The sequence below is a fragment of the Kitasatospora humi genome, from assembly GCF_020907985.1.
GTDB classification, from domain to species: Bacteria; Actinomycetota; Actinomycetes; order Streptomycetales; family Streptomycetaceae; genus Kitasatospora; species Kitasatospora humi.
Window position 1 is genome coordinate 51,756 of sequence record NZ_JAJJPA010000001.1, and the last position, 22,380, is coordinate 74,135.

General features: G+C 72.8%; 17 protein-coding genes and 1 pseudogene. 6 read left to right on the forward strand and 12 right to left on the reverse strand.

Going from position 1 to position 22,380, the window contains the following annotated elements:
• Positions 1 to 128 precede the first annotated feature (128 nt).
• The 7 genes and pseudogenes from LN042_RS00275 to LN042_RS00305 form a co-directional block, all read right to left on the reverse strand.
• Positions 129 to 1,127, reverse strand: a complete 999-nt coding sequence (locus LN042_RS00275; RefSeq protein WP_230047666.1) for a hypothetical protein — start codon at positions 1,125 to 1,127, stop codon at positions 129 to 131.
• The gene (locus tag LN042_RS00280) at positions 1,124 to 1,873 is read right to left on the reverse strand and encodes an RNA polymerase sigma factor (protein ID WP_230047667.1); all 750 of its coding nucleotides are present in this window, start codon (positions 1,871 to 1,873) and stop codon (positions 1,124 to 1,126) included. The genes LN042_RS00275 and LN042_RS00280 overlap by 4 nt, the downstream gene beginning before the upstream one ends.
• Positions 1,874 to 2,015: 142 nt before the next feature.
• Positions 2,016 to 3,176: an XdhC family protein gene (locus LN042_RS00285; protein WP_230047668.1), complete on the reverse strand. Its 1,161-nt coding sequence runs from the start codon at positions 3,174 to 3,176 to the stop codon at positions 2,016 to 2,018.
• 83 nt (positions 3,177 to 3,259) lie between these two features.
• Positions 3,260 to 4,715, reverse strand: a pseudogene (locus tag LN042_RS00290) (NCS2 family permease).
• A gap of 104 nt (positions 4,716 to 4,819) precedes the next feature.
• Positions 4,820 to 7,180 (reverse strand): xanthine dehydrogenase subunit D, encoded by a 2,361-nt coding sequence (gene pucD, locus LN042_RS00295; protein WP_230047669.1) that lies wholly within the window; start codon positions 7,178 to 7,180, stop codon positions 4,820 to 4,822.
• Positions 7,181 to 7,253: 73 nt separating this feature from the next.
• Positions 7,254 to 7,745 (reverse strand): (2Fe-2S)-binding protein, encoded by a 492-nt coding sequence (locus LN042_RS00300; protein ID WP_230047670.1) that lies wholly within the window; start codon positions 7,743 to 7,745, stop codon positions 7,254 to 7,256.
• Positions 7,742 to 8,632: an FAD binding domain-containing protein gene (locus LN042_RS00305; protein WP_230047671.1), complete on the reverse strand. Its 891-nt coding sequence runs from the start codon at positions 8,630 to 8,632 to the stop codon at positions 7,742 to 7,744. The genes LN042_RS00300 and LN042_RS00305 overlap by 4 nt, the downstream gene beginning before the upstream one ends.
• A 376-nt stretch (positions 8,633 to 9,008) precedes the next feature.
• Between LN042_RS00305 and LN042_RS00310 the strand changes: the two genes are divergently transcribed.
• Positions 9,009 to 10,598, forward strand: a complete 1,590-nt coding sequence (locus tag LN042_RS00310; protein WP_230047672.1) for a PucR family transcriptional regulator — start codon at positions 9,009 to 9,011, stop codon at positions 10,596 to 10,598.
• A gap of 69 nt (positions 10,599 to 10,667) precedes the next feature.
• On the opposite strand, the gene LN042_RS00315 is transcribed toward LN042_RS00310, so the two are convergent.
• Positions 10,668 to 11,801 carry an alpha/beta hydrolase gene (locus LN042_RS00315; protein WP_230047673.1) on the reverse strand — a complete coding sequence of 378 codons (1,134 nt, stop codon included), beginning with the start codon at positions 11,799 to 11,801 and terminating at the stop codon, positions 10,668 to 10,670.
• 306 nt (positions 11,802 to 12,107) lie between these two features.
• On the opposite strand from LN042_RS00315, the gene LN042_RS00320 reads away from it, so the two are divergent.
• Positions 12,108 to 13,205 carry an ROK family glucokinase gene (locus LN042_RS00320; RefSeq protein ID WP_372495663.1) on the forward strand — a complete coding sequence of 366 codons (1,098 nt, stop codon included), beginning with the start codon at positions 12,108 to 12,110 and terminating at the stop codon, positions 13,203 to 13,205.
• A gap of 96 nt (positions 13,206 to 13,301) precedes the next feature.
• Here LN042_RS00320 and LN042_RS00325 read toward each other — a convergent pair whose 3' ends face one another.
• Positions 13,302 to 13,949, reverse strand: coding sequence for a phosphoribosyltransferase family protein (locus tag LN042_RS00325; protein ID WP_230047675.1), 648 nt, complete (start codon positions 13,947 to 13,949; stop codon positions 13,302 to 13,304).
• Between the two features lie 127 nt (positions 13,950 to 14,076).
• On the opposite strand from LN042_RS00325, the gene ctaD reads away from it, so the two are divergent.
• Positions 14,077 to 15,750 carry an aa3-type cytochrome oxidase subunit I gene (gene ctaD / locus LN042_RS00330; protein ID WP_230047676.1) on the forward strand — a complete coding sequence of 558 codons (1,674 nt, stop codon included), beginning with the start codon at positions 14,077 to 14,079 and terminating at the stop codon, positions 15,748 to 15,750.
• Positions 15,747 to 16,136: an aa3-type cytochrome oxidase subunit IV gene (gene ctaF, locus LN042_RS00335; protein WP_230047677.1), complete on the forward strand. Its 390-nt coding sequence runs from the start codon at positions 15,747 to 15,749 to the stop codon at positions 16,134 to 16,136. Before ctaD ends, ctaF begins: the two co-directional genes overlap by 4 nt.
• 75 nt (positions 16,137 to 16,211) lie before the next feature.
• Here ctaF and LN042_RS00340 read toward each other — a convergent pair whose 3' ends face one another.
• Positions 16,212 to 16,637 carry an ArsR/SmtB family transcription factor gene (locus LN042_RS00340; RefSeq protein WP_230047678.1) on the reverse strand — a complete coding sequence of 142 codons (426 nt, stop codon included), beginning with the start codon at positions 16,635 to 16,637 and terminating at the stop codon, positions 16,212 to 16,214.
• A gap of 112 nt (positions 16,638 to 16,749) precedes the next feature.
• Between LN042_RS00340 and LN042_RS00345 the strand changes: the two genes are divergently transcribed.
• Positions 16,750 to 18,768, forward strand: coding sequence for a heavy metal translocating P-type ATPase (locus LN042_RS00345; protein ID WP_308191739.1), 2,019 nt, complete (start codon positions 16,750 to 16,752; stop codon positions 18,766 to 18,768).
• A gap of 51 nt (positions 18,769 to 18,819) precedes the next feature.
• Here LN042_RS00345 and LN042_RS00350 read toward each other — a convergent pair whose 3' ends face one another.
• Positions 18,820 to 19,311, reverse strand: coding sequence for a GNAT family N-acetyltransferase (locus LN042_RS00350; RefSeq protein WP_230047679.1), 492 nt, complete (start codon positions 19,309 to 19,311; stop codon positions 18,820 to 18,822).
• 151 nt (positions 19,312 to 19,462) lie between these two features.
• Between LN042_RS00350 and LN042_RS00355 the strand changes: the two genes are divergently transcribed.
• Positions 19,463 to 20,416 carry a helix-turn-helix domain-containing GNAT family N-acetyltransferase gene (locus LN042_RS00355; RefSeq protein WP_230047680.1) on the forward strand — a complete coding sequence of 318 codons (954 nt, stop codon included), beginning with the start codon at positions 19,463 to 19,465 and terminating at the stop codon, positions 20,414 to 20,416.
• A 290-nt stretch (positions 20,417 to 20,706) separates the two neighbouring features.
• Here the strand turns inward: LN042_RS00355 and qcrB are convergent, their stop codons facing one another.
• Positions 20,707 to 22,338, reverse strand: coding sequence for a cytochrome bc1 complex cytochrome b subunit (gene qcrB, locus LN042_RS00360; protein ID WP_230047681.1), 1,632 nt, complete (start codon positions 22,336 to 22,338; stop codon positions 20,707 to 20,709).
• Between the last annotated feature and the right edge of the window lie 42 nt (positions 22,339 to 22,380).

The window sequence follows — 22,380 nt, forward strand, 5'->3', positions numbered from 1 at the left end:
GCGCCCTGATGGCCCCGGGGGAGACCATCAACGGGCGGCGCTGCCGGCAGCCGAGAGTGAACGGTTGCCGGCGGTCCGACCGCTGGGGTGCCCGGGGAAAGCCCCCGGCGGTCGGAAGTCTGCTGGTCCTACTGCCTGCCGTGGCCTCCCGCCGGCTGGCTCTGGTTCTGGCCGGGATCCTGGCCGGGGCGTGAGTGGCCGTTCCCGCCACCGTTGCCGCCGTGCTCGCCGGCGTCGCCGCCCGGGTCCTGGCTCGGGGGGCCGGGCTTGCCGTGCGTGCTGCCCGGGCCGCCCGAGTCGCCGCCCTGGTGTCCGGGCGGCCCCTTCCGGTCGCCGTCCGTCGGGCTCGCCGCCGCCGGCGCGGGGGCGGTCGGCCCGCCGGGGTCCGGAGACCGCCGCGCCAGGTCGGCGCAGAACGCGCGCACCCGGTTCGAGCCGCCCGCCGCGCGCGTCAGCGGCTCGAACCGGGAATCCGAATCGCCCTGCTGACCGTCTTGCGGCCACGCCTTGCACAGCGCCAGCAGCGCGGCCCCCGTCGACCCCGCGGGCTGGGCCGACGGATCACCGGACGGGCTGTTCGAATCCCCGTCGGTCGGCTGTGCGGACGCCGGCGGCCTGCCGGGCTGGGTGCGGTCGGCCGCCGGGCCGCCGGGGCGGGGTGCGGTCGAGGCGCCGAGGTGGCCCCTGCCGGGTTGGGCGCCCGCCGAGCCGGAGGCCGCGGTGTTCTGCGAGGACAGGTTGGGGGACTCGCCGCCGAGCACCGCGGGCAGGTGCCCGGTGCCGGCCGCCACCGCGACCCCGCCGAGCGCCGTCACCGCGAGCGCCGCCACCGCGGCGCGGGCGCCGAGGAACCGCGCGGCCACGCGCGGGCGCGCCGGGACGCACTCGGCCATCGGGCGGCTCCTCCGGGGTGGCACGCTGGAACGGGTCGGGGCGAGCCGAGCGGCCTCCCGGAACGCGGCCACCGCCGCCTCCTCACCCGCCAGCTCACGCTCGGTCGCCGGGGCGGCCGCGGCCGCGAGCATTCGGGAGAGGGCGCCGGGACCACCGACCGTACCGACGGCTTCGCCGCCGAGCAGCTGCTCGGCAACGTCGCGGTCGATCCGACGGGATCGGTTGGTGCTCATCTCATGTCCTTCAGCGTCGTGGCCCCGGGCGGTGTCACACCTTCGGCAGGGTTTTTTCTCGGCCGGACGCGCAGCCGGGCCGCGGCGCCTCGCGGCGCGGGGACGGCGCCGGGGGACTCCAGCAGCTTGGCGAGCCGGCGCAGGCCCCGGTGGGCGGCCATCCGCACGGTACCGGCCCGCTTGCCGAGCACCCGGGCGGCGGTCTCGGCGTCCAGCTGCAGCACCACCCGCAGCAGCACCGCCTCGGCCTGGTCCTTGGGCAGGCCGGCGATCATCGCCAGCGCCTCCTGGGTGCCGACGGTGGCCAGCGCCGCGCCCTCGGTGTCGTCGCCCGCCGGAAGCTCGGTCAGGTACTCCTCCGGGAGGTCCGCGGCCGGGCGGCGGCGCCGGGCCCGGAGGTGGTCCATCGCGCGGTGCCGGGCGATGGTCGCGGCCCAGCCCCGGAAGCCGTCCCCGTCGCCCTGGAAGGTGTGCAGGTCACGGGCGATCTGCAGCCAGGTCTCCGAGGCGACGTCCTCGGCGTCGGCCCCGTCACCTCCCACTAGTACCCGCAGATACCGCAGGAGCAGCGGCTGCACGGTGCGGAACACCTGTCTGAAGGCGTCCTCGTCCCCGGCCTGGGCGGCCCGGACGGCACGGTCGAGCGCCCCCGCCGCCCCGGACTCGGCGCCTGGCGGTGCAGCGGCGGGCGGGGTCGGGGGCGGGCCGGCGGCATCGGCGAACCCGAACTGATCTGCGTTTTGCACTGCCACATCATCCGCCATCGAAGCGGTCTCGGTGACCATCCACGACCGCAGAGTGCCCGCTCGGACCCAAGGCGCGGCGGACACCCAGGAAACCGGGCTGACGGAGGGTCCGACTGGGAGGTTCCTGGGAGCTGACGGCGGCTCAGGCCACCCGGAACGCACCGCGCCGCGGCCGGTTGAGGTCGTGGTGGATCGGCCCGGTGCCGGCCGAGAGCGGCAGGCAGCCGCCGCCGCGGCGGCCGGCCACGATCTCGGCCGCGATCGCCACCGCGGTCTCCTCCGGAGTGCGGGCGCCGAGGTCCAGGCCGATCGGCGAGTGCAGCCGGGCGATCTCCGCGTCCGTCAGACCGGCCTCGCGCAGCCTGGCGTCGCGTTCCCGGTGGGTGCGGCGCGACCCCATCGCCCCGACGAAGCCCACCGGCAGCCGCAGCGCGCGCTCCAGCAGCGGTACGTCGAACTTCACGTCATGGGTGAGCACGCAGAGCACGGTGCGGCCGTCCAGCCGGTCGAGCTGCGAGTCCAGGTAGCGGTGCGGCCACTCCACCACCACCTCGTCGGCGTCTGGGAACCGGCGCGCGGTGGCGAAGACCGGGCGGGCGTCGCAGACCGTCACCCGGTAGCCGAGGAACCTGCCGATCCTGACCACGGCGGCGGCGAAGTCGATCGCACCGAAGACCAGCATCCGCGGCTTGGGCACGAAGGACTCGACGAAGAAGGTGACCGTGCCGGCCGCCGTGGGGTCGCACGGGCGGCCGTCCAGCGCCAGGGTCACCGCGCCGGTGCGGCCGGCGTCCAGCATGGCCCGCGCCTCGGCCACCAGCGAGCGCTCCAAATCGCCGGTCAGCGAAGGGAGGCTGCCGTCGTGGGTGTCACCGGTGACGGCGACCGTGGCGCCCAGCAGCCCGGCCGGACCGTCGACCATCCGGGCCAGCGCCACCGGAGTCCCGGCGCCGAGGAGGGCGATCCCGGCGTCCAGCCCGGTGTCGCCACCCGGCTGCACCCGCTGCACGAACACCTCCAGGACCCCGCCGCAGCTCAGGCCGACGGCGAAGGCGTCCTCGTCGCTGTAGCCGAACCGCTCCAGCACCGGGGCGCCGGTCTCCAGCGCCGTCCGGCACAGTTCGTAGACCGCCCCCTCCACGCAGCCGCCGGAGACGCTGCCGACCACCTCCCCGGCGTCGTTCACCGCCAGCGCCGCCCCCGGATCGCGCGGTGCGCTGCCCGAGACACCGACCACGGTCGCCACGGCGAACGGGCGCCCGGCGGCGTGCCAGGCCTGCAACTGTTCGGCGATGTCCTGCATGTCGGCGGCTCCTGTCGGCTACCCAACGATGATCTCAAAGATCGGTGCCCCAGCGCGCGGCCCGGGCGTCGCGGATCCGGTGATCAGTGCACACCCAGCCATTCCTTGATCGGAGCGAGCGCGAAGTACACCAGGAAGACCGCGCCGAGCACCCACATCACCGCCCCGGGCTCCCGCCACCGGCCGGTGCCGGCCCTGATCGCCAGGTGGGAGACGACTCCGGCCGCCACTCCCGCGGTGATGCTGTACGTGAACGGCATCAGGGCGCAGGTCAGGAACGCCGGGACGGCGGTCTCCCGGTCACCCCAGTCGACGTGCCGGGCCTGGCCCATCATCATCGCGCCGATCACCACCAGCGCCGGCCGATCCCACCTCGACCGGGACCAGGCCGGCGACCGGCGCGAAGAAGAGCATCAGCGCGAACATCCCGCCGGTGACGACGGAGGCCAGCCCCGTCCGGGCGCCGTCGCCGACCCCGGTGGCCGACTCCACGAAGACCGTCTGCCCCGACGCGCCGGCCAGGCCGCCGATCGCACCGCCGGCGCCGTCGATCAACAGCGCCCGGGACAGGCCCGGCATCCGGCCCCGACCATCGGCCAGACCGGCTTCGGTGCCGACCCCGATGATCGTCGCCATCGCGTTGAAGAAACCGGCCAGCACCAGGGTGAAGACCGCCACCGAGGCGCTGATCGCCCCCAGGCCCCCGCGGCCGAACGCGCCGACCAGGTCGACGCGGCCGAGCAGGCCGAAGTCGGGCGCCGCGACCGGACTGCCGTGGAGGGCGGGCGGTGCGCTGCCCCAGGACTTGGCCGGAAGGTGCGCAGCCGAGTTGACGAGCACGGCGACCACGGTGCCGGCCGCGATGCCGATCAGGATCGCGCCGCGCACCCGGCGGGCGAGCAGCACGATGATGGTCAGCAGGGTGACGGCGAAGCAGACCACCGGCCAGCCGGTCAGCTCGCCCGCCGGCCCGAGCGACAGCAGCGTCGGCCCGCCGCCCGTCACCACACCCGCCTTGTGCAGGCCGATCAGTGCGACGAACAGACCGATCCCGATGGTGATCGCGTGCTTCAGCGGCAGCGGGATCCCGTTCATGATCCTTTCGCGCAGTCCGGAGACCACCAGCAGCACGATCAGCAGGCCGTAGACCACGCACAGGCCCATCGCCTGCGCCCAGGTGGTGTGCGGCACCACCAGGGCGGAGACCGCGCCCGAGACCGACAGCCCGGCGGCGACCGCCAGCGGCACCTTGCCGACCACGCCCATCAGCACCGTGGTCACGGCCGCCGCCAGTGCCGTGGCGGTGGTCAGCTGGGCGTGGTCGAGCCTGCTGCCGGTGACGTCGGGGCCGCTGAGGACCAGCGGGTTCAGCAGGAGGATGTAGGCCATCGCCATGAACGTGGTGAGGCCGCCGCGGAGCTCGGCGCCGACGGTCGAGCCGCGGGCCGAGATCCGGAAGTACGCGTCCAGGGCGCCGGGTCTGGTGGCGGGGCCGGAGACCGCTCCAGTGGGGGCCGGCTCCGTCGGGATCCGGGTCATGTGTCCACTCCCAAGTGTCGGTGGGGATTGGGCGTGGGCGAGTCGACCTGACGGGTCATGGGGGGAACCGGGCAGGGGGACGGTGTCGACTCACGGGGGCGTTGCTACAGCGTCCCGGTGAGGTGCTCGGGACGGACCGGGATGCGGTTGAGCGCGATCCCGGTCGCCTGGCGGATCGCGGCGACGATCGAGGGGGTGGCGGAGACCGTGGGGGCCTCGCCGACCCCGCGCAGTCCGTACGGGGCGTTGGGGTCGGGCAGTTCGAGGATCTCCACCGGAATCGGCGGGGTGTCCAGGATGGTGGGGATCAGGTAGTCGGTGAACGAGGCGTTGCGCACCTCGCCGTCCCTGATGATGATCTCCTCCATCACCGCCAGGCCGAGTGCCTGGGTGCAGCCGCCCTGGATCTGGCCGATCACCGCGAGCGGGTTCAGCGCCTTGCCGACGTCCTGGACGGCCGTCAGCTCCACCACCTTGACCAGGCCCAGCTCCACGTCCACGTCGACCACCGCGCGGTTGGCGCAGAAGCTGTACTGCACGTGGCCGAAGCCCTGGCCGGTCTGCGGGTCGAACGGCTGGGTGGGGCGGTGGTGGTGCTCGCGGGTCAGCTCGATCGCCCCGTCGCCGAGCAGCTCCACCATCGGGACCAGCACGCCGGCGGACCTGGAGACCACCTTGCCGTCGGCCAGCTCGATGTCGTGCTGCGTCCAGCCGTACCGGCGGCGGCCCCTGGCGATCAGCTCCTGCTTGACCGCCTCGGCGGCCAGCTTGACGGCGCCGCCGGTCATGTAGGTCTGGCGGGAGGCGGAGGTGGAACCGGCCGAGCCGATCTCGGTGTTGGCCGGGTGGATGGTCACCTGCTCGACGCCCAGCTCGGTGCGGGCGATCTGGGCGTGCACCGTGATGCCGCCCTGCCCGACCTCGGCCATCGCGGTGTGCACCATGGCGACCGGCTCGCCGCCGATGACCTCCAGGCGCACCCGGGCGGTGGAGTAGTCGTCGAAGCCTTCCGAGAAGCCGACGTTCTTGATGCCCACCGAGTAGCCGACGCCCCGCACGATGCCCTCGCCGTGCGAGGTGTTGGAGCGCGCGCCGGGCAGCGTGCGGATGTCCGGGTCGGTCGGGTCCAGCGGTGGCGGCAACGGCATGTCCTTGACCCGCCGCAGCAGTTCGGCGACGGGGGCGGGCGCGTCGATCCGCTGCCCGGTCGGCATCAGGTCGCCCTCCGCCATGGCGTTGAGCCGGCGGAACTCCACCGGGTCCATGTCGAGCGCCGCGGCGAGTTTGTCCATCTGGCTCTCGTAGCCGAACGCCGCCTGCACCGCACCGAAGCCGCGCATCGCCCCGCAGGACGGGTTGTTGCTGTAGAGCGCGAGGGCGTGCATCCGCACGTTCGGGATGACGTACGGGCCGTTGCCCAGCGAGGCCGCGTTGCCCACCACGGCCGGGGACGCGGACGCGTAGGCGCCGCCGTCCAGCACGATGCGGGCGTCGGAGTACACCAACTTGCCGTCCCTCGTGGCGCCGTGCTCATACGTCAGGCGCGCCGGGTGGCGGTGCACATGGCCGAAGAAGGACTCGTCGCGGGAGTAGACGATCTTGACCGGCCTTCCGGTGCGCAGCGCCAGCAGGCAGGCGTGGATCTGCATCGACAGGTCCTCGCGGCCGCCGAACGCGCCGCCGACCCCGGCCAGCGTGAGCCGCACCTTCTCCTCGGGCAGGCCCAGCACCGGGGCGATCTGCTGCCGGTCCACGTGCAGCCACTGGGTGGCCACGTAGAGGTCGACGCCGCCGTCCTCGGCCGGCACCGCGAGTCCGGACTCCGGGCCCAGGAACGCCTGGTCCTGCATGCCGACCTCGTACTCGCCCCTGACGATGACGTCCGCCATCGCCCGCACCTCGTCGGTCACACCCAGACCGCAGACCAGCCGCTGCTCGTGGCAGATGTTGCCGTGGGCGTGGGACTTGTACTCCTGCGGCTCGTGGACGTAGCCGTAGGTCTCCGGGTGGAGGCACTGCTCCTCGGTGGTGATCGGGGTGAGCACCCGGTACTCGACCTTGATCTTGCGCACCGCCCGGCGGGCGGTCTCCGGATGGTCGGCCGCCACGATGGCGATCGCCTCACCGTGGTAGCGGACCTTGTCGATCGCCAGCGCCGGCTGGTCCGCGATCTCCAGACCGTAGAACTTGGATCCGGGGATGTCCTCGTGGGTCAGCACCGCGTGGACGCCCGGGGTCTTCAGGGCCTCGGAGACGTCCACCGAGAGGATGGTCGCCCGCGGATGCGGCGAGCGCAGCGCCATGCCCCACAGCATGTCCTCGTGCCAGAGGTCGGAGGAGTAGGCGAACTCGCCCTTCACCTTCAACGTGCCGTCCGGGCGCAGCGGGGAGGCGCCGATGCCGTGCCGGGACGCCTGGTTGAGCTTGCGCAGGTTCTTCTGGTCCTGGATCGTGCGCGTGCTCATGCGCCCACCTCGCCGCGCTGGGTGGGCACTCCGCACGACGCACAGCTCCTGGTGACTCGCCCGCCACGCTCGCTCATGCCTGACCCCGCCCCTGTGCGCTCACGCGGGCCGAGGCCAGCCGCACCGCGTCCATGATCTTCTCGTAGCCGGTGCAGCGGCACAGGTTGCCGCTCAGCGCCTCGCGGATGTCGGTGTCGCCGGGTCGCGGGTCGCGGGCCAGCAGCGCGTGGGTCTGCACCAGCAGGCCCGGGGTGCAGAACCCGCACTGCACCGCGCCGGCGTCGAGGAACGCCTGCTGGACCACGCCCACGTCACCGCTGACCGGATCCGCCAGCCCCTCCACGGTGCGCACCTCGCGGTCCTGCACCTGACCGGCCGCGACCAGGCACGCGCAGACCGGCACCCCGTCCAGGTAGACCGTGCAGGAGCCGCACTCGCCCTGCTCGCAGGCGTTCTTGGAGCCGGGCAGGCCCACCCGCTCGCGCAGCACGTAGAGCAGGCTCTCGCCCTCCCACACGTCGTCCGCCTCGACCGGCCTGCCGTTGGCGGTGAAAGCAACCCTCATGCCGCGCTCCTGATCTGCTTGCCGTAGTCGTTCCAACACCAGGTGAGGGTGCGCCGGGCCATCACCGACAGGGTGTGCCGCCGGTAGTCGGCGGTGCCGCGCACGTCGTCGATCGGCGCGGCGGCCGCCCGGACCAGCTCGCCGAACCGCTGGACCACCTCGCTGCCGAGCGGTGCGCCCGACTCCCACAGCCGCTGCTCTTCCAGCACGCCGCGCAGGTACTCCTCCGCCTCGACGGCCCGGCGCGGCGTCGGGGCCGCCGAGCCGATCCCGGTGCCCACCGTGCGGTTCCTCGGGTGCAGCGCCAATCCGAACGCGGCCACCGCGATCACCATGGCGTTGCGGGTGCCGATCTTGGAGAACTGCTGCGGGCCGTCCGCGACCGGGACGTGCACCCGGCGGATCAGCTCGTCCGGCGCCAGGGCGTTGCGCTTCACCCCGAGGTAGAAGTCGTCGATCGGGATCAGCCGGGTGCCGCGCGCCCGTGAGGCCACCTCCACGGCGACGTCGCGGCCGGCCGCCAGCAGTGGCGGGTGCGAGTCACCGGCGGGGGAGGCGGCGCCCAGGTTGCCGCCGACCGTGCCGCGGTTGCGGATCTGCGGCGAACCGACCGTGTGCGCGGCCAGCGCCAGGCCCGGCAGCGGACCGGACAGCTCCTCGATGATCCGTGCGTACGGCACCGCCGCGCCCAACCGGACCACGCCGTCCTCGATCGTCCACTCGGCCAGCTCGGTGACCCGGTTCAGATCGAGCAGCGCCGCCGGGCGGTGCACGTCGAAGTTGATCTCGACCATGACGTCCGTGCCGCCCGAGATCGGCAGCGCGGTCGGGCACTCGGCCTTCGCCGCGAGCGCCTCGTCCCAACCGGCGGGCCGCAGGAACTCCATGCGGGTGCCTCCTCAGCTCGGCCACCGCGGCGTGTCCAGCGGCGTACGGCCAGTGAACCGCCGACCGGGAACCCACAGGCAGTCACCGATGGCATGAAGCCCGTGCGCCGCCGCCACCCGGCATCCTGTACGTTCCTCTAAGGGCAGCGCTCAGCGCTGAGCACGGCGAACACCGGACACCCCGAGCGGGCGCCCCGGCCGTGCCTTCCGGCCGTAGTCCGGCGGTGACCTCCGAAGCGGCGGTCGAGGTCACGGCCGACGGCTGAGGTCACGGCCGCCTGAACCGGCCCGCGCGAAGGCGCGCGGCACCGGGCACACTGTCCCCCGTCCCGCCCCGACACACCGGTCACCCCCGTTCAGACGAAGGAGTCAGCGGATGCGCGTCCGTGACCTGCTCGCCCCCGGCGCCCCACAGCTGCACCTGCTGGCCGCCGATGAGGAGCTCAGCCGACAGGTCACCGGGGTGATGACCACGGACCTGCAGGACCCGAGCCGCTACCTGCACGGCGGCGAACTGGTGCTCACCGGCATGCTCTGGCGCACCTCACCGGCGGACTCGGAGCGCTTCGTGCGCACCCTGGCGGCCGGCGGGGCGGTGGCACTGGCGGCCGGCGCCGCCGAGGTCGGACCGATCCCCGAGGACCTGGTCGAAGCCTGCCGGCGGCACCGGATGCCGCTGCTGGCCGTCCCCGACGACGTCGCCTTCGCCACCCTGACCGAGTACGTCGGCCGCCAGGTCTCCGCCGACCGCGCCGCCGACCTGGCCGCGCTGGTCGACCGGCACCGCCAGCTGGTCTCCGCGGCCGGCGGCGGCGGACTGGACGCCGTCCTCCAACTGCTCGGCGGCGACCTCGACCTGGACTGCTGGGTGCTCGGCCCGACCGGCCGGGTGATCGCCGGACCTGCCGAGCACCTGGGCGCCGCCGACCGCGACCAGCTGGTCCGCGCCCACCTGGCCGCCCAGCGGCAGCGCCGCCGCCCGCCGCACCGGGCCCAGCTCACCACCGGCACCTACTCGCTGCTGCCCGCGGCCGCCGACCCCGAGGCGCCGGCCCCGCTCGCCGACTGGCTGCTGGCCATCGCCGGCGACATCACCGAATGGACCGCCAAGCGCCAGCAACTGGCCGAGAACCTGGCCCGGCTGGTCGCCGCCGAGCGCACCCGCCGCGACGAGGACCGCCGGCTGCGCCGCAGGCTCGCGGACGAGATCCTGGCACTGCTGCGCCGCGACGCCGACCCGGCCGAGATCAGCCGCACCCTGCACGCCGCTGCCGTGATGGCCGGATACCCGAGTGCCATGGCCAACTCGCCCACGCCCGAAGAGACTTGGCTGGCCATCAGCGCCGAGGGCGCGGGCCTGCCGGAGGGCGCGGTGCGGGCCGTCCTGGAGGAGGCGCTCACCGGCACCGCCGACCGCGCACTGGTCGCCGCAGACGGCACCGGCGCCGTGGTGGTGCTGCCCGCGCCCGCGGCGCCCGTGCCGGCCGACGCACTGCGCGACCTGCTGGCCCCGCTGGAGGCCGGGCTCGGCCCGGCCGGGCGGATCACGGTCGGCGTCTCCGCGCCCGCCCAGGCGGCCGGCGCCCTGCGCGGCGCCCTGGAGGAGGCCCGGCACGCCCGCCGGATCGCCGCCTCCCGGGTCGGCCGGGTCTGCGTGGCCGGCCCCGAGGAGCTCGCCTCCCACGTGCTGCTGCTCGCCGCCGTGCCCGACGAGGTGCGGCGCGCCTTCCGCAGCCGGCTGCTCGACAAGGTGATCGGCTACGACCTGGAGCACCAGGCCGACCTGGTCCGCACCCTGGAGGCGTTCCTGCGCTCCGACGGCTCCTGGACCCGCTGCGCCGCCCGGCTGCACGTGCACGTGAACACCCTGCGGTACCGGATCGGCCGGATCGAGGAGCTGACCGGCCGCGACCTGTCGCGGTTGGAGGACCGGGTGGACTTCTACCTGGCGCTGGAGCTGGCCTGAGCAGCCGCCCGGGAAACGCGACGGCGCCCGGCGGACCAGCGGATCCGTCGGGCGCCGTTCGCGGTCAGGTCAGTGCTGCACCGGGATGATCGAGGTCAGCCACTTGAAGACGCCCGGGATCATCGGCCGCCACAGCGACGGGGTGTGCGAACCCGGGGTCAGCTCGACGTTCACCGTGGTGGGTGCCTTGGCGGCGGCGGCCAGCGCCTGCCCGTCCTCGTAGCCGTCGCCCTTGCCGCCGCTCTGGAACAGCGCGACCTTCGGCGGGGTCGCGGCGTGCTCCAGGATGTAGAGCGGGTTGGCGGTCTGCCGCAGCTTGGGGTCCTTGGCGGTCAGCGACAGCTCCTCGGCGTGCGGGTCGCTGTAGCCGGAGAGGGAGATCCCGGCGCGGAAGCGGTCCGGGTGCAGCAGCGCCATCCGGTCCGCGCAGTGCCCGCCGGCCGAGTACCCCATGATCGCCCAGCGGTCCGGCGACGGGTCGGCCCGGAAGTTGTCCAGGATCATCTGCGGCACGTCCCGGGAGAGCCAGGTGTCCGCGTTGACCTTGCCCGGCACGTCGGCGCAGCCGGTGTCCACGGTGGTGCTGATCAGCTGGGTGCGCGGGGAGATCAGGATGAACGGGGTCACCTGGCCCGACTCCATCAGCGGCTTCAGCTGCTCGGTCACCTTCAGCGAGCCGAACCAGGCCTTCGAGGAGCCGGGGAAGCCGGGCAGCATCTCGACCACCGGGAACTTCTTGTCCTTGTACGCCGGGTCGTTGTACTGCGGCGGCAGCCAGACGTTGACCTCGGCGGTCACCCCGGACTGCTGGCCCTTCAGATCGGTGGTCTCCACGTCCTTCGGCACCAGCGGGTCGTCCACGGGCTTGAACTGCTGCAGCGCCTTGGGCGGCTTGGCGTCGCTGCCCGACCCCGGCCCGTTCGGCTGGTCGGCGGCGGCCGCCGCCGGGGTGGGCACCGCCTGCACGTGCTCGTCCGAACCGAGCAGGTCGCTCCAGCTGCCGTAGATCATGTTGGCGTTGTTCACCATGACGAAGACCATGGTCACCGCGGTCGCCTGGCAGAAGAGGATCATGACCAGACGGGCCAGGAACCGCACCGGCTTGGGGCCGCCGACCCGGCCCCAGAGCAGCATCGCCAGCAGGATGGAGACCGGCACCAGGATGATCGTAAGGATCAGGAAGGGCTGACCTGTCAGTTGCATCTGTGTATCTCGTATCCGGGAAGCCTCATCGCCCGGACCCCGCTGGCCGGTGCGCACTCACTTATACGGGGACGCGGCGAACGCATGATCGGTTACTCCCAATCTGAGAGGAAGCTGAGAGAAAGATCACATGCGCATGAATGTCCCCGCGATGACCACCCCCTAGTTTGGCACCTGCCTGAGCGGCCCGTGTGCACGGGAGGCCCCGATCCTCAGGATTCGATCAGCGGCTTCTCATCTGACGGGGCGTATCGTCACCGCGTGAACCAGTCCTCCGCCCGTGGTGGCCAGCCCGTACTGCCCGCCCTGCTCGGTCTCGGCCAGCGCGGTCTCGGCCAGCGGGCCGGCCGTCCGCACCAGACCGACGACTACCGCGACCGGCGCCGCCGCAGCCTGCCCGCAGGGGTGCTCCGGCTGCCCACCATCGGGATCGACATCGGCGGCACCAAGGTGGTCGCCGGGGTGGTGAGCGGCGAGGGCGCCATCGTCGAGCAGCTGCGCGCCGACACCCCGGAAAAGAGCAAGAGCCCCAAGGTGGTCGAGGACGTCATCGTCGAGCTGGTCCTGGAGCTGGCCGACCGGCACGACGTGCACGCGGTCGGCATCGGCGCCGCCGGCTGGGTCGACGCCGACCGCTCCCGGGTGCTCTTCGCCCCGCACCTCAACTGGCGCGACGAACCGCTGCGCGAGGCCCTCAGCAACAGGCTGAAGTTCCCCGTGGTCGTCGAGAACGACGCCAACGCCGCGGCCTGGGCCGAGTGGCGGTTCGGCGCCGGGCGTGACGAGGACCTGCTGGTGATGATCACGCTGGGCACCGGGATCGGCGGCGCGCTGGTCCGTCAGGGGCGGGTGGACCGCGGGCGGTTCGGCCTCGCGGGGGAGTTCGGCCACATGCAGGTGGTGCCCGGCGGGCACCGCTGCCCGTGCGGCAACCGGGGGTGCTGGGAGCAGTACTCCTCGGGCAACGCACTGGTCCGCGAGGCCCGCGAGCTGGCCGCCGCGGAGTCGCCGGTGGCCCAGCCGCTGCTGGCCCGGGTCGGCGGCGAGGTCGCGGCGATCACCGGTCCGCTGGTCACCGAGGCCGCCCGGGAGGGCGACCCGATGGCCGTGGAACTGCTCCACGACATCGGCAACTGGCTGGGCGTGGGCCTGGCCAACCTGGCAGCCGCCCTGGACCCGGGCCGGTTCGTGATCGGCGGCGGCGTCTCGGCGGCCGGCGACCTGTTGCTCGGGCCCGCCCAGGACGCCTTCCGCCGCACCCTCACCGGCCGTGGCTTCCGCCCCGAGGCGCAGATCGTCCCGGCCGCGCTGGGCAACAACGCCGGCCTGATCGGCGCCGCCGACCTCGCCCGCGCGGTCGCCCGCCGCTTCCGCACCGTCAAGCGGTCCCGCGCGGAGCGGTAGACCGCACGGCCGCGCCGGGCCGGTCTCCGGGGCCGTCAAGCGGTCCCGCGCGGAGCGGTAGACCGCACGGCCGCGCCGGGCCGGTCTCCGGGGCCGTCAAGCGGTCCCGCGCGGAGCGGTAGGCCGCACGGCCGCGCCGGACCGGTCTCCGGGGCCGTCAAGCGGTCCCCCGCGGAGCGGTAGAGCGCACGGCCGCGCCGGACCGGCCTCCGGATCGGCCGGCAGCTCGTCGGCCCGCAGCAGCCCGTGGATCGGGCCGAGCGCGGGCCGCCGGCGTCCCGTCAACTGGTCCACCACCACCGCGCAGCCGGCCCAGCCCGCCCCGCACTCCAGCACCAGCTCGCGCACCGCGGCGGCCTGGCTGCCGGTCTCGATCCAGTCGTCGACCAGCAGCACCCGGTCCCGCCCGCTGAGCGCGGCCCGCTGCAGCCGCAGGGTGTGCCGCAGCCTGCGGTAGTCCGGATCGGTCTCCCGGGTGAGTTTCTCGCCCGGGAACAGTCCGGCCTCCTTGCGCACCGGCACGAAGCCCACGCCCAGTTGCACGGCCGCCGCGGCGCCCAGCAGGAAGCCGCGCGACTCCAGCCCGACCACGGCCGTCACGCCCGCCCCGCGGAACGGCTCCGCGAGCCCGCGCACCACGGCCGCCAGCGCCGCGCCGTCCCGGAAGACCGCCCAGACGTCGGCGTGCCCGCCGTCCCAGCGGAAGTGTTCCAGCACCGCCTCTCGTGCGTTGATCAGCTTCATGCCACGAGTCTCCCGATCGTCCTGACGGAGCATCAAGAGGTTTACGGCGGCGCGGCGCACGCGTCGTGAGCCGTCCAGGCGGTTCCATGAGGCGGGTCGGTTCGGGTGGCTCGGTGAGGGAGGCCGGATGGCTCAAGTGGTGCAGGCTCCTGCGGCTGACCCGGTGCGGGTACGACGCGGAACGCGGGTGTTCGGCTGGCTGACGACCACCGACCACAAGCAGATCGGCAACCTCTACCTCGTCACCGCCTTCGGGTACTTCCTGTTCGCCGGGATCCTGGCGATGCTGATGCGCGCCGAGCTGGCCCGCCCCGGGCTGCAGTTCTTCACCGCCGAGCAGTACAACCAGCTGTTCACCATCCACGGCACGCTGATGCTGCTGCTCTTCGCCACCCCCACCTTCGCCGGCTTCGCGAACGCCGTGATGCCGCTGCAGATCGGCTCGCCCGACGTCGCCTTCCCCCGGCTGAACGCCTTCACCTACTGGGTCTTCCTGTTCGGCGGGCTGATGGTGGTCGCCGGCTTCTTCACCAGCAACGGCGCCGCCTCCTTCGGCTGGTTCGCCTACGCGCCGCTCAACGGGCCGGTGCGCAGCCCCGGTTCGGGCGGCGACCTGTGGACCATGGGCCTGGTGGTCGCCGGCCTGAGCACCATCCTGGGCTCGGTCAACTTCATCACCACCATCGTCTGCCTGCGCGCCCCCGGCATGACCCTCTTCCGGATGTCGGTCTTCACCTGGAACGTGCTCTTCACCTCGATCCTGGCGCTGCTCTCCTTCCCCGTCCTCACCGCCGCGCTGCTCGCGCTGGAGGCCGACCGCCGGTTCGGTGCCCATGTGTTCGACCCGGCTAACGGCGGACCGCTGCTCTGGCAGCACCTGTTCTGGTTCTTCGGGCATCCGGAGGTCTACATCGTCGCGCTGCCGTTCTTCGGGATCGTCACCGAGATCCTGCCGGTGTTCAGCCGCAAGCCGGTCTTCGGCTACTACGGGCTGATCGGTGCGACCATCGCGATCACCGCGCTGTCCGCGGTGGTCTGGGCGCACCACATGTTCGTCACCGGCCAGGTGCTGCTGCCGTTCTTCTCGCTCACCTCGCTGCTGATCGCGGTGCCGACCGGCGTGAAGTTCTTCAACTGGGTCGGCACCTTGTGGAACGGATCGCTCTCCTTCGAGACGCCGATGCTGTTCAGCCTGGGCTTCATGACGACGTTCCTGTTCGGCGGCCTGACGGGCGTGCTGCTCGCCGCCCCGCCGATCGACTTCCAGGTCAGCGACAGCTTCTTCGTCGTCGCGCACATGCACTACGTGCTCTTCGGCACGGTGGTCTTCGCGACCTTCGCCGGCTTCTACTTCTGGTGGCCCAAGATGACCGGCCGGATGCTCAACGAGCGTGTCGGCAAAGTGCACTTCTGGCTGCTCTTCCCGAGCTTCCAGGCCACCTTCCTGGTGCAGCACTGGCTCGGCGCCGAGGGCATGCCCCGCCGCTACGCCGACTACCTGGCCTCGGACGGCTTCACCACGCTCAACACCGTCTCCACCATCGGCTCGTTCCTGCTGGGCCTGTCCACCCTGCCGTTCCTCTACAACGTCTGGCTGACCGGGCGGAAGGGCCGCACGGTGACGGAGGACGACCCCTGGGGCTACGGCCGCTCGCTGGAGTGGGCCACCTCCTGCCCACCGCCGCGCCACAACTTCCACACCATGCCCCGGATCCGCTCCGAGTGCCCGGCCTTCGACCTGCACTTCCCGGACCACAGCCGGGCTGCCGAACTCGAACGACTGGAGGAGGGCGCCCGATGAAGTCGGAGGCGTGGCTGTTCACGGGCTGGGCCTGCTTCTTCGCGATCCTCGCCACGACCTACGGGGTGTTCGCCCACGAGCCGGCGGGCAAGGCCGCATTGGTGGTGGCGTTCCTGATGTCGTCGCTGGTGGCGGCGTTCTGCTGGGGGCAGCTCGTCAAGCAGGGGCGCCGGCTGTCCGATGACCCGGATGCCGAAGTCGCGGCGGGCACCGGCCCGTTGGCCTTCTTCTCGCCGTCGAGCGTCTACCCGGTGTGGACGGCGGCCGGGGCTGCGGTGACGGCGCTGGGGGTGATCTACGGGTGGTGGCTGCTGCTGATCGGGTTCGCGGTGCTGGCGCCGGGGGTCGCGGGGTTCGTGTTCCAGCACGCGCTGCGCGGGCAATGACCCGCGGCGGGTTGGCGGTTGGCGGTCGGCGGTTGGAGGCCCGCGGGTCAGCGGCCCGCGGGTCGGTCGGTCAGGTCAGCCTGTGGCTTCCGCCGCTTGGTGGCCCGTGACGTCCCGGTCGGCGGTGTCTGCGGCATCGACGGCGTCCGCGGAGTCGCTCAGGCCCTGCCGCAGATGCTCGATGTGGTAGACGGCTTGGTCGAGCAGCTGGGCGACGTGGTTGTCGTACAGCGCGTAGACGACCGAGCGGCCGTGCCGCCGGCCGACGACCAGGCCGAGGTTGCGCAGCAGCCGCAGCTGGTGGGAGCAGGCTGACTGCTCCATGCCGACCTCGTTCGCCAACTCGGTGGCGGCACAGGGGCCTTCGCGCAGCCGGGCGAGGATCAGGAGCCGGGACGGGGTGGCCAAGGCCTGCAAGGTGGTGGCCACATGAGCGGCGCTGGCCTGGTCCAGCCGGGTGAGCGGGACGGCGTTCTTCGCGGGAGCGGCTCCATGACCCATGTGCCAATACTACAGGTCACACAGGTAGACATGAAGGCATGTTCATGTGTTCCTGTATGGTGACCGAGTCGTGAGTCGTGCCCGTGGTCTGTGCTGAAGGGTCCTGCCTGCCGTGTCCTCCACCCTGATCGAGCGCTCAACCCCCGAGGTGGCCCTCGCTTCCACCGGTGTCGCCCCTCGGCGGCGCACCCGGCTCTTCGCGCTGCCCGAAGCCCGGTGGGCCGCCGCGGCGACCGCGCTGTTCCTGACCGCCCTGCCACTGCAGCTGACCGGCGCCCCGACCTGGGCCTGGGGCCCGCTGTACGCCCTCGCGTACGCGACCGGCGGGTGGGAACCGGCCTGGGCGGGCCTGCGGGCGCTGAAGGAGAAGACGCTCGACGTCGACCTGCTGATGATCGTCGCCGCGCTCGGTGCCGCGGCGGTCGGCCAGGTGGTCGACGGTGCTCTGCTGATCGTCATCTTCGCCACCTCCGGCGCTCTGGAGGCGCTGGCCACCGCGCGGACCGCCGACTCGGTGCGCGGCCTGCTGGACCTCGCTCCCGCCACCGCGACCCGGCTGCTCGACGACGGCTCCGAGGAGACCGTGCCGACCGGGCGGCTGACCGTCGGGGACACCCTCCTGGTGCGCCCCGGGGAGCGGATCGGCGCCGACGGCCTGGTACTGGCCGGCGCGAGCGAAGTCGACCAGGCCACCATCACCGGCGAGCCGCTGCCGGTGGCCAAGCAGCCCGGTGACGAGGTGTTCGCCGGCACCGTGAACGGCACCGGCGCCCTGCGGGTCAAGGTCGACCGGGACGCCTGCGACTCGGTCATCGCCCGGATCGTGAAGATGGTCGAGGAAGCCTCCGAGACCAAGGCCCCCACGCAGCTGTTCATCGAGAAGGTCGAGCAGCGCTACTCGATCGGAATGGTCATCGCCACCCTCGCGGTCTTCGCCGTCCCGCTCGCCCTCGGGGCGGCGTTCACCGGCTCGCTGCTGCGGGCGATGACCTTCATGATCGTCGCCTCGCCGTGCGCGGTGGTGCTGGCGACCATGCCGCCGCTGCTCTCCGCGATCGCCAACGCCGGGCGGCATGGTGTGCTGGTGAAGTCCGCCGTCGTGATGGAGCGCCTGGGGCAGGTCGACTCGGTCGCGCTGGACAAGACCGGCACCCTCACCGAGGGCACTCCGAAGGTCACCGACATCCGACCGCTGACCGGTTCCGGGCTGACGCAGGACCAGCTCCTGGCGCTGGCGGCGTCGGCTGAGCACCCCAGCGAGCACCCGCTCGCCCGTGCCGTCGTCGACGCCGCCCGCACCCGGGGCCTTGCCGTGGCCACGGCGGAAGGCTTCGCCTCCGCCCCCGGCGTCGGCGTGACCGCCACCGTGGCCGGCCGCGCCGTAGCCGTCGGCGCCCCGGCCCGGTTGCTCGCGGGCGCCTCCCGGTCTGCGGCCGGGGAAGGCCCCGCGGACGCCGCCCGGGCCCAGGCCGCCACCGTCGCCGCCGAGTTGGAGGACAGCGGTCGCACCGCCGTCCTGGTGGAGGCCGACGGCGTCCCGGTCGGCGTGCTCGGCATCGCCGACCGGCTCCGTCCGGACGCCGCCGCCACCGTCACTGCGCTGACCACCCTGACGGGCACGGTGCCGCTGCTCGTCACCGGTGACAACCCGCGCGCCGCCGCCCGCCTGGCCGCCGAGGTCGGCATCACCGACGTTCGCGCCGGCCTGCTGCCGCAGGACAAGGTCCTCGCCGTCAAAGAGCAGGAACGGGCAGGCCACAAGGTGCTGGTGATCGGTGACGGCGTCAACGACGCTCCGGCGCTGGCCGCCGCCCACACCGGCATCGCCATGGGCCGGGCCGGCTCCGACCTCGCGCTGGAGACCGCTGACGCGGTCATCGTCCGGGACGAACTCGCCACCGTGCCGGCCGTGGTGGCGCTCTCCCGCCGCTCCCGCTCCTTCGTGGTGCAGAACCTGGTGATCGCCTCGGTGTTCATCTCCGGCCTGGCGGTCTGGGACCTGGTCGCCACCCTGCCGCTGCCACTCGGCGTCCTCGGTCACGAGGGCTCCACCGTCATCGTCGGCCTCAACGGGCTGAGGCTGCTGCGGGAGACCGCCTGGACCAAGGCCCGGGCGCAGGGCCACCGGTGAGCGGCGGCGGCCCGCGCACGGCGTCCGCCGCCTGCCGTGCCGCCCCGCCGGTCAAGCGGTTCGGTCGAGGTCCTTGCCGTAGCAGATCTCCACGTACGGGCCGGTGCAGTACGCCGGGATCTCGCGGTAGCCGTGGCGGACGTACAGCGAGCGGGCCTCGATCAGGTCGAGGCGGGTGTTGAGGAGCATCCGGGACGCGCCGAGTCGGCGCGCCTCGCTCTCCAGCAGATCCAGCAGCAGGCTCGCGCCCTTCTTGCCCCGGAAGGCGGGGCGCAGGTAGACGCGGGTGAGCTCGGCGCGTTCGGAGTCCAGCATCAGCAGGCCTCCGCAGGCGGCGGCCTCGCCATCGTAACGACCCACCACGAACTGGCCCGTGGGCGGGACGAGCAGCTCCACTCCGTCGTTCGCCAGGCCCTCGTCGACCTCCTCGGGGGTCGCGCGCCGCTTCCAGTAGCGACTGGCGACCTCGTCGTAGTAGTCGCGGCGCAGGCTGGTCGCGTCAGCGGTGCCGAAGCACTCGGGGGCCAGCTGCCAGGTGGTCATGGCATGTCTATAGCGCAGCTGCGGTGACCTCGCCAAACGGTTTCCGGAGGCGGGACGCAGGATGCGGAAACGGGAACGCGAACCTGCCACGACCCGCGGCCCCTCGCCGTGCTTCCTGGCGCCGAACCAGTCCTCTGACTAGGGTCAGAAAATGGATGCGGCGCAGATCGAACAGGTGCGGCGGTTCAACCGCACCGTCACCGAACGCGTGGGTGTTCTCCACGACCACTACCTGGGCCGCGACCGGCCCGTCGGCGAGGCCCGGCTGCTCTGGGAGATCGGCGAGCAGGGCCAGGACGTACGGCGGCTGCGACAGCGCCTCGGTCTCGACTCGGGATACGTCAGCAGACTGCTGCGCTCCCTGGAGGCCGACGGCCTGGTGACAGTGCAGCCGCAGCCTGAGGACAGACGGGTGCGCACCGTCCGGCTCACCGACGCCGGCCTGGCGGAACGCGCCGCGCTCGACGCCCGTAGCGACGAGTTGGCGGGCGCCCTGCTCGGGCCGCTCAACACCGCCCAGCGCGCCCGGCTGGTCGCCGCCATGGCCGAGGTCGATCGACTGCTGACCGCCGCGACCGTCACGCTGGACATCGTCGATCCGCACCACCCCGACGCCCGGCACTGCCTGCGGTCCTACTACGCCGAGATCCAGGAACGCTTCGAGACCGGCTTCGACCCCACGCGGAGCCTGCTGCCCGACGCCGCCGAACTCCGGCCACCGCACGGCCTGCTCCTGATCGCCCGGCTGCACGGCGAGCCCGTCGGCTGCGCCGGCCTGAAGCTGCCGCCCGGCGCCCCCGCCGAGGTCAAACGCATGTGGGTCGCACCCGACGCCCGGGGCCTCGGACTCGGCCGCCGGTTCCTGGCCGAGTTGGAGGCGCGAGCTGCCAAGCACGGCCACTCCGTGCTGCGGCTGGACACCAACAAGGCGCTCACTGCCGCGATCAGCCTGTACCACTCCTACGGCTTCCAGGAGGTCGCCGCCTTCAACGACGAGAGGTACGCCCACCACTGGTTCGAGAAGCGGATCGCCGCACCCCTGACGACGCCGACACAGCGCCCCTGCCCCGACGGTGAGGCAGGGTCCGTCGGAGCGGGACCCTGAGTCGGCCCTGGACGCCGAGGCGCTTGCGCGGGCGTCGGACCGGGCGCCGGAGGTCTCCACGCTGTTCGGGGCGCTTCGGGCGATGGGCAGCGCGGGACCGGAGAACAGGGAGGCGCTGCGGCGCCACCTCGACGACGACCGGACACAGGTGCTGCACGACCGGGCGAGCTCGCTGTCACCCTACTGAGCCGGCGCGCCATCCTCGACTGGATGCTCAGGGAGGGCGAGAAGGTGGCCGAGCTTGCCGACCTGCCCGACTACCCCGCGCTCCTCGGCCGGCGGGCAGCCGTCTAACGCACCCGGTCACGGTAGTACCACTCGCTCAGGGCCGCACGCAGCCGCTGCCGCCGCGGTCCACCGGGCGCCACCATCGGCTCCGGTGCCCGCTCCATGGCCAGTGTGTACTTCTGGCGCACCGTCAGCTCCTCGTGTCCCTGCTCGTAGCCGCCCTCCACCGACTGGCTCACGAAGCCCGTCGGCACCCCGGAATCGAACCGTGACCGGTCCCTCGCCTGAAGTGCCAGGCAGAGCCAGCGGGTCAGCCAGAAGGCCAGCAGCGGCAGCACGAACAGGGCAATCCGCAGCGTCCAGTTCACCCCGTTCACCGAGACGTCGAACTGGTAGGCCAACACGTCCTGCCCGCCGGCCATCAGCAGGACCGCGTACGCGGTGAACCCGGCCACCCCGATCGCCGTGCGGGTCGGCCGGTTGCGCGGCCGGTCGCACAGGTGGTGTTCGCTGCGGTCACCGGTGATCCACTGCTCGACGAACGGGTACGCGTACAACGCGGCGAACAGCACGATCGGGAGCACGATCGTCGGCAGCAGCGGGTTCCACGACACGGTGTGCCCCCAGAGCCGGGTCTCCGCGCCCGGCATCAGCCGCAGCGCGCCCTCCAGGAAGCCCATGTACCAGTCGGGTTGGGCATCCGTCGAGGCCTGGTCGGGACGGTACGGACCGTAGTTCCAGATCGGGTTGATCTGGGCGACCGCGGCCAGCACCGCCACCACGCCGAAGACCAGTGCCATCAGTCCGACGGTCGCCGCGGTGAACTGCGGGAAGGCCGGCTTGCCGACCACGTTGCGGCCGCTGCGGCCCGGCCCGCCCCACTGGGTGTGCTTGAGGTAGTAGACCAGGATCAGATGTGCTGTCACCAGGCCCAGCAACAGCCCGGGCAGCAGCAGGATGTGAGTGGTGTAGAGGCGCTGCGCGATCTCCGTGCCGGGCCACGGGCCGCCGAACGCGAAGAAGGCGAGGTACGTGCCGACCAGGGGGACCGCCAGCATGAAGCCCTGCGCGGTGCGCAGCCCGGTGCCGGAGAGCAGGTCGTCGGGGAGCGAGTAGCCCGCGAACCCCTCCACCAGGGCGAGTTGGAAGAGCGTCAGGCCGATCAGCCAGTTCACCTCGCGAGGGCGGCGGAAGGCGCCGGTGAAGAAGATCCGCAGCATGTGGGCCCCGATCGAGGCCAGGAAGACCAGCGCCGACCAGTGGTGCATCTGCCGGATCAGCAGCCCGCCGCGCACGTCGAAGCTGATCCGCAGGGTGCTGGCGTAGGCCGCGGTCATCCGCACGCCGGACAGCGGCAGGTACCCGCCGTTGTACACCACCTCGCCCGACGAGGGCGTGAAGAAGAAGGTCAGGTAGACGCCCGTGAGCACCAGCAGGGCGAAGCTGTAGAGCGCCAGTTCGCCGAGCAGGAACGACCAGTGGTCGGGGAAGACCTTGCGCACCGCGTCCTTGGCCGCGTCCAGGAAGGGCAGTCGCCCGTCGAGGTAGTCGGCCGCGCCCTCGGCGCGTTCGGCCCGTGCGCGGTGCCGGGCGTCGGCGGCGCCCTGCCGGTCCCGCGCCTCCGGCCCGCGCACTTCGGTCAACGGCGCCGTCTCGTCCCGCTTCGGCTGTTCGTTCCGCAAGCGCTGCCGCATCCGCCGCGCACCTCTCGTCCGTTCCCCTTTTCGGCCCAGTCT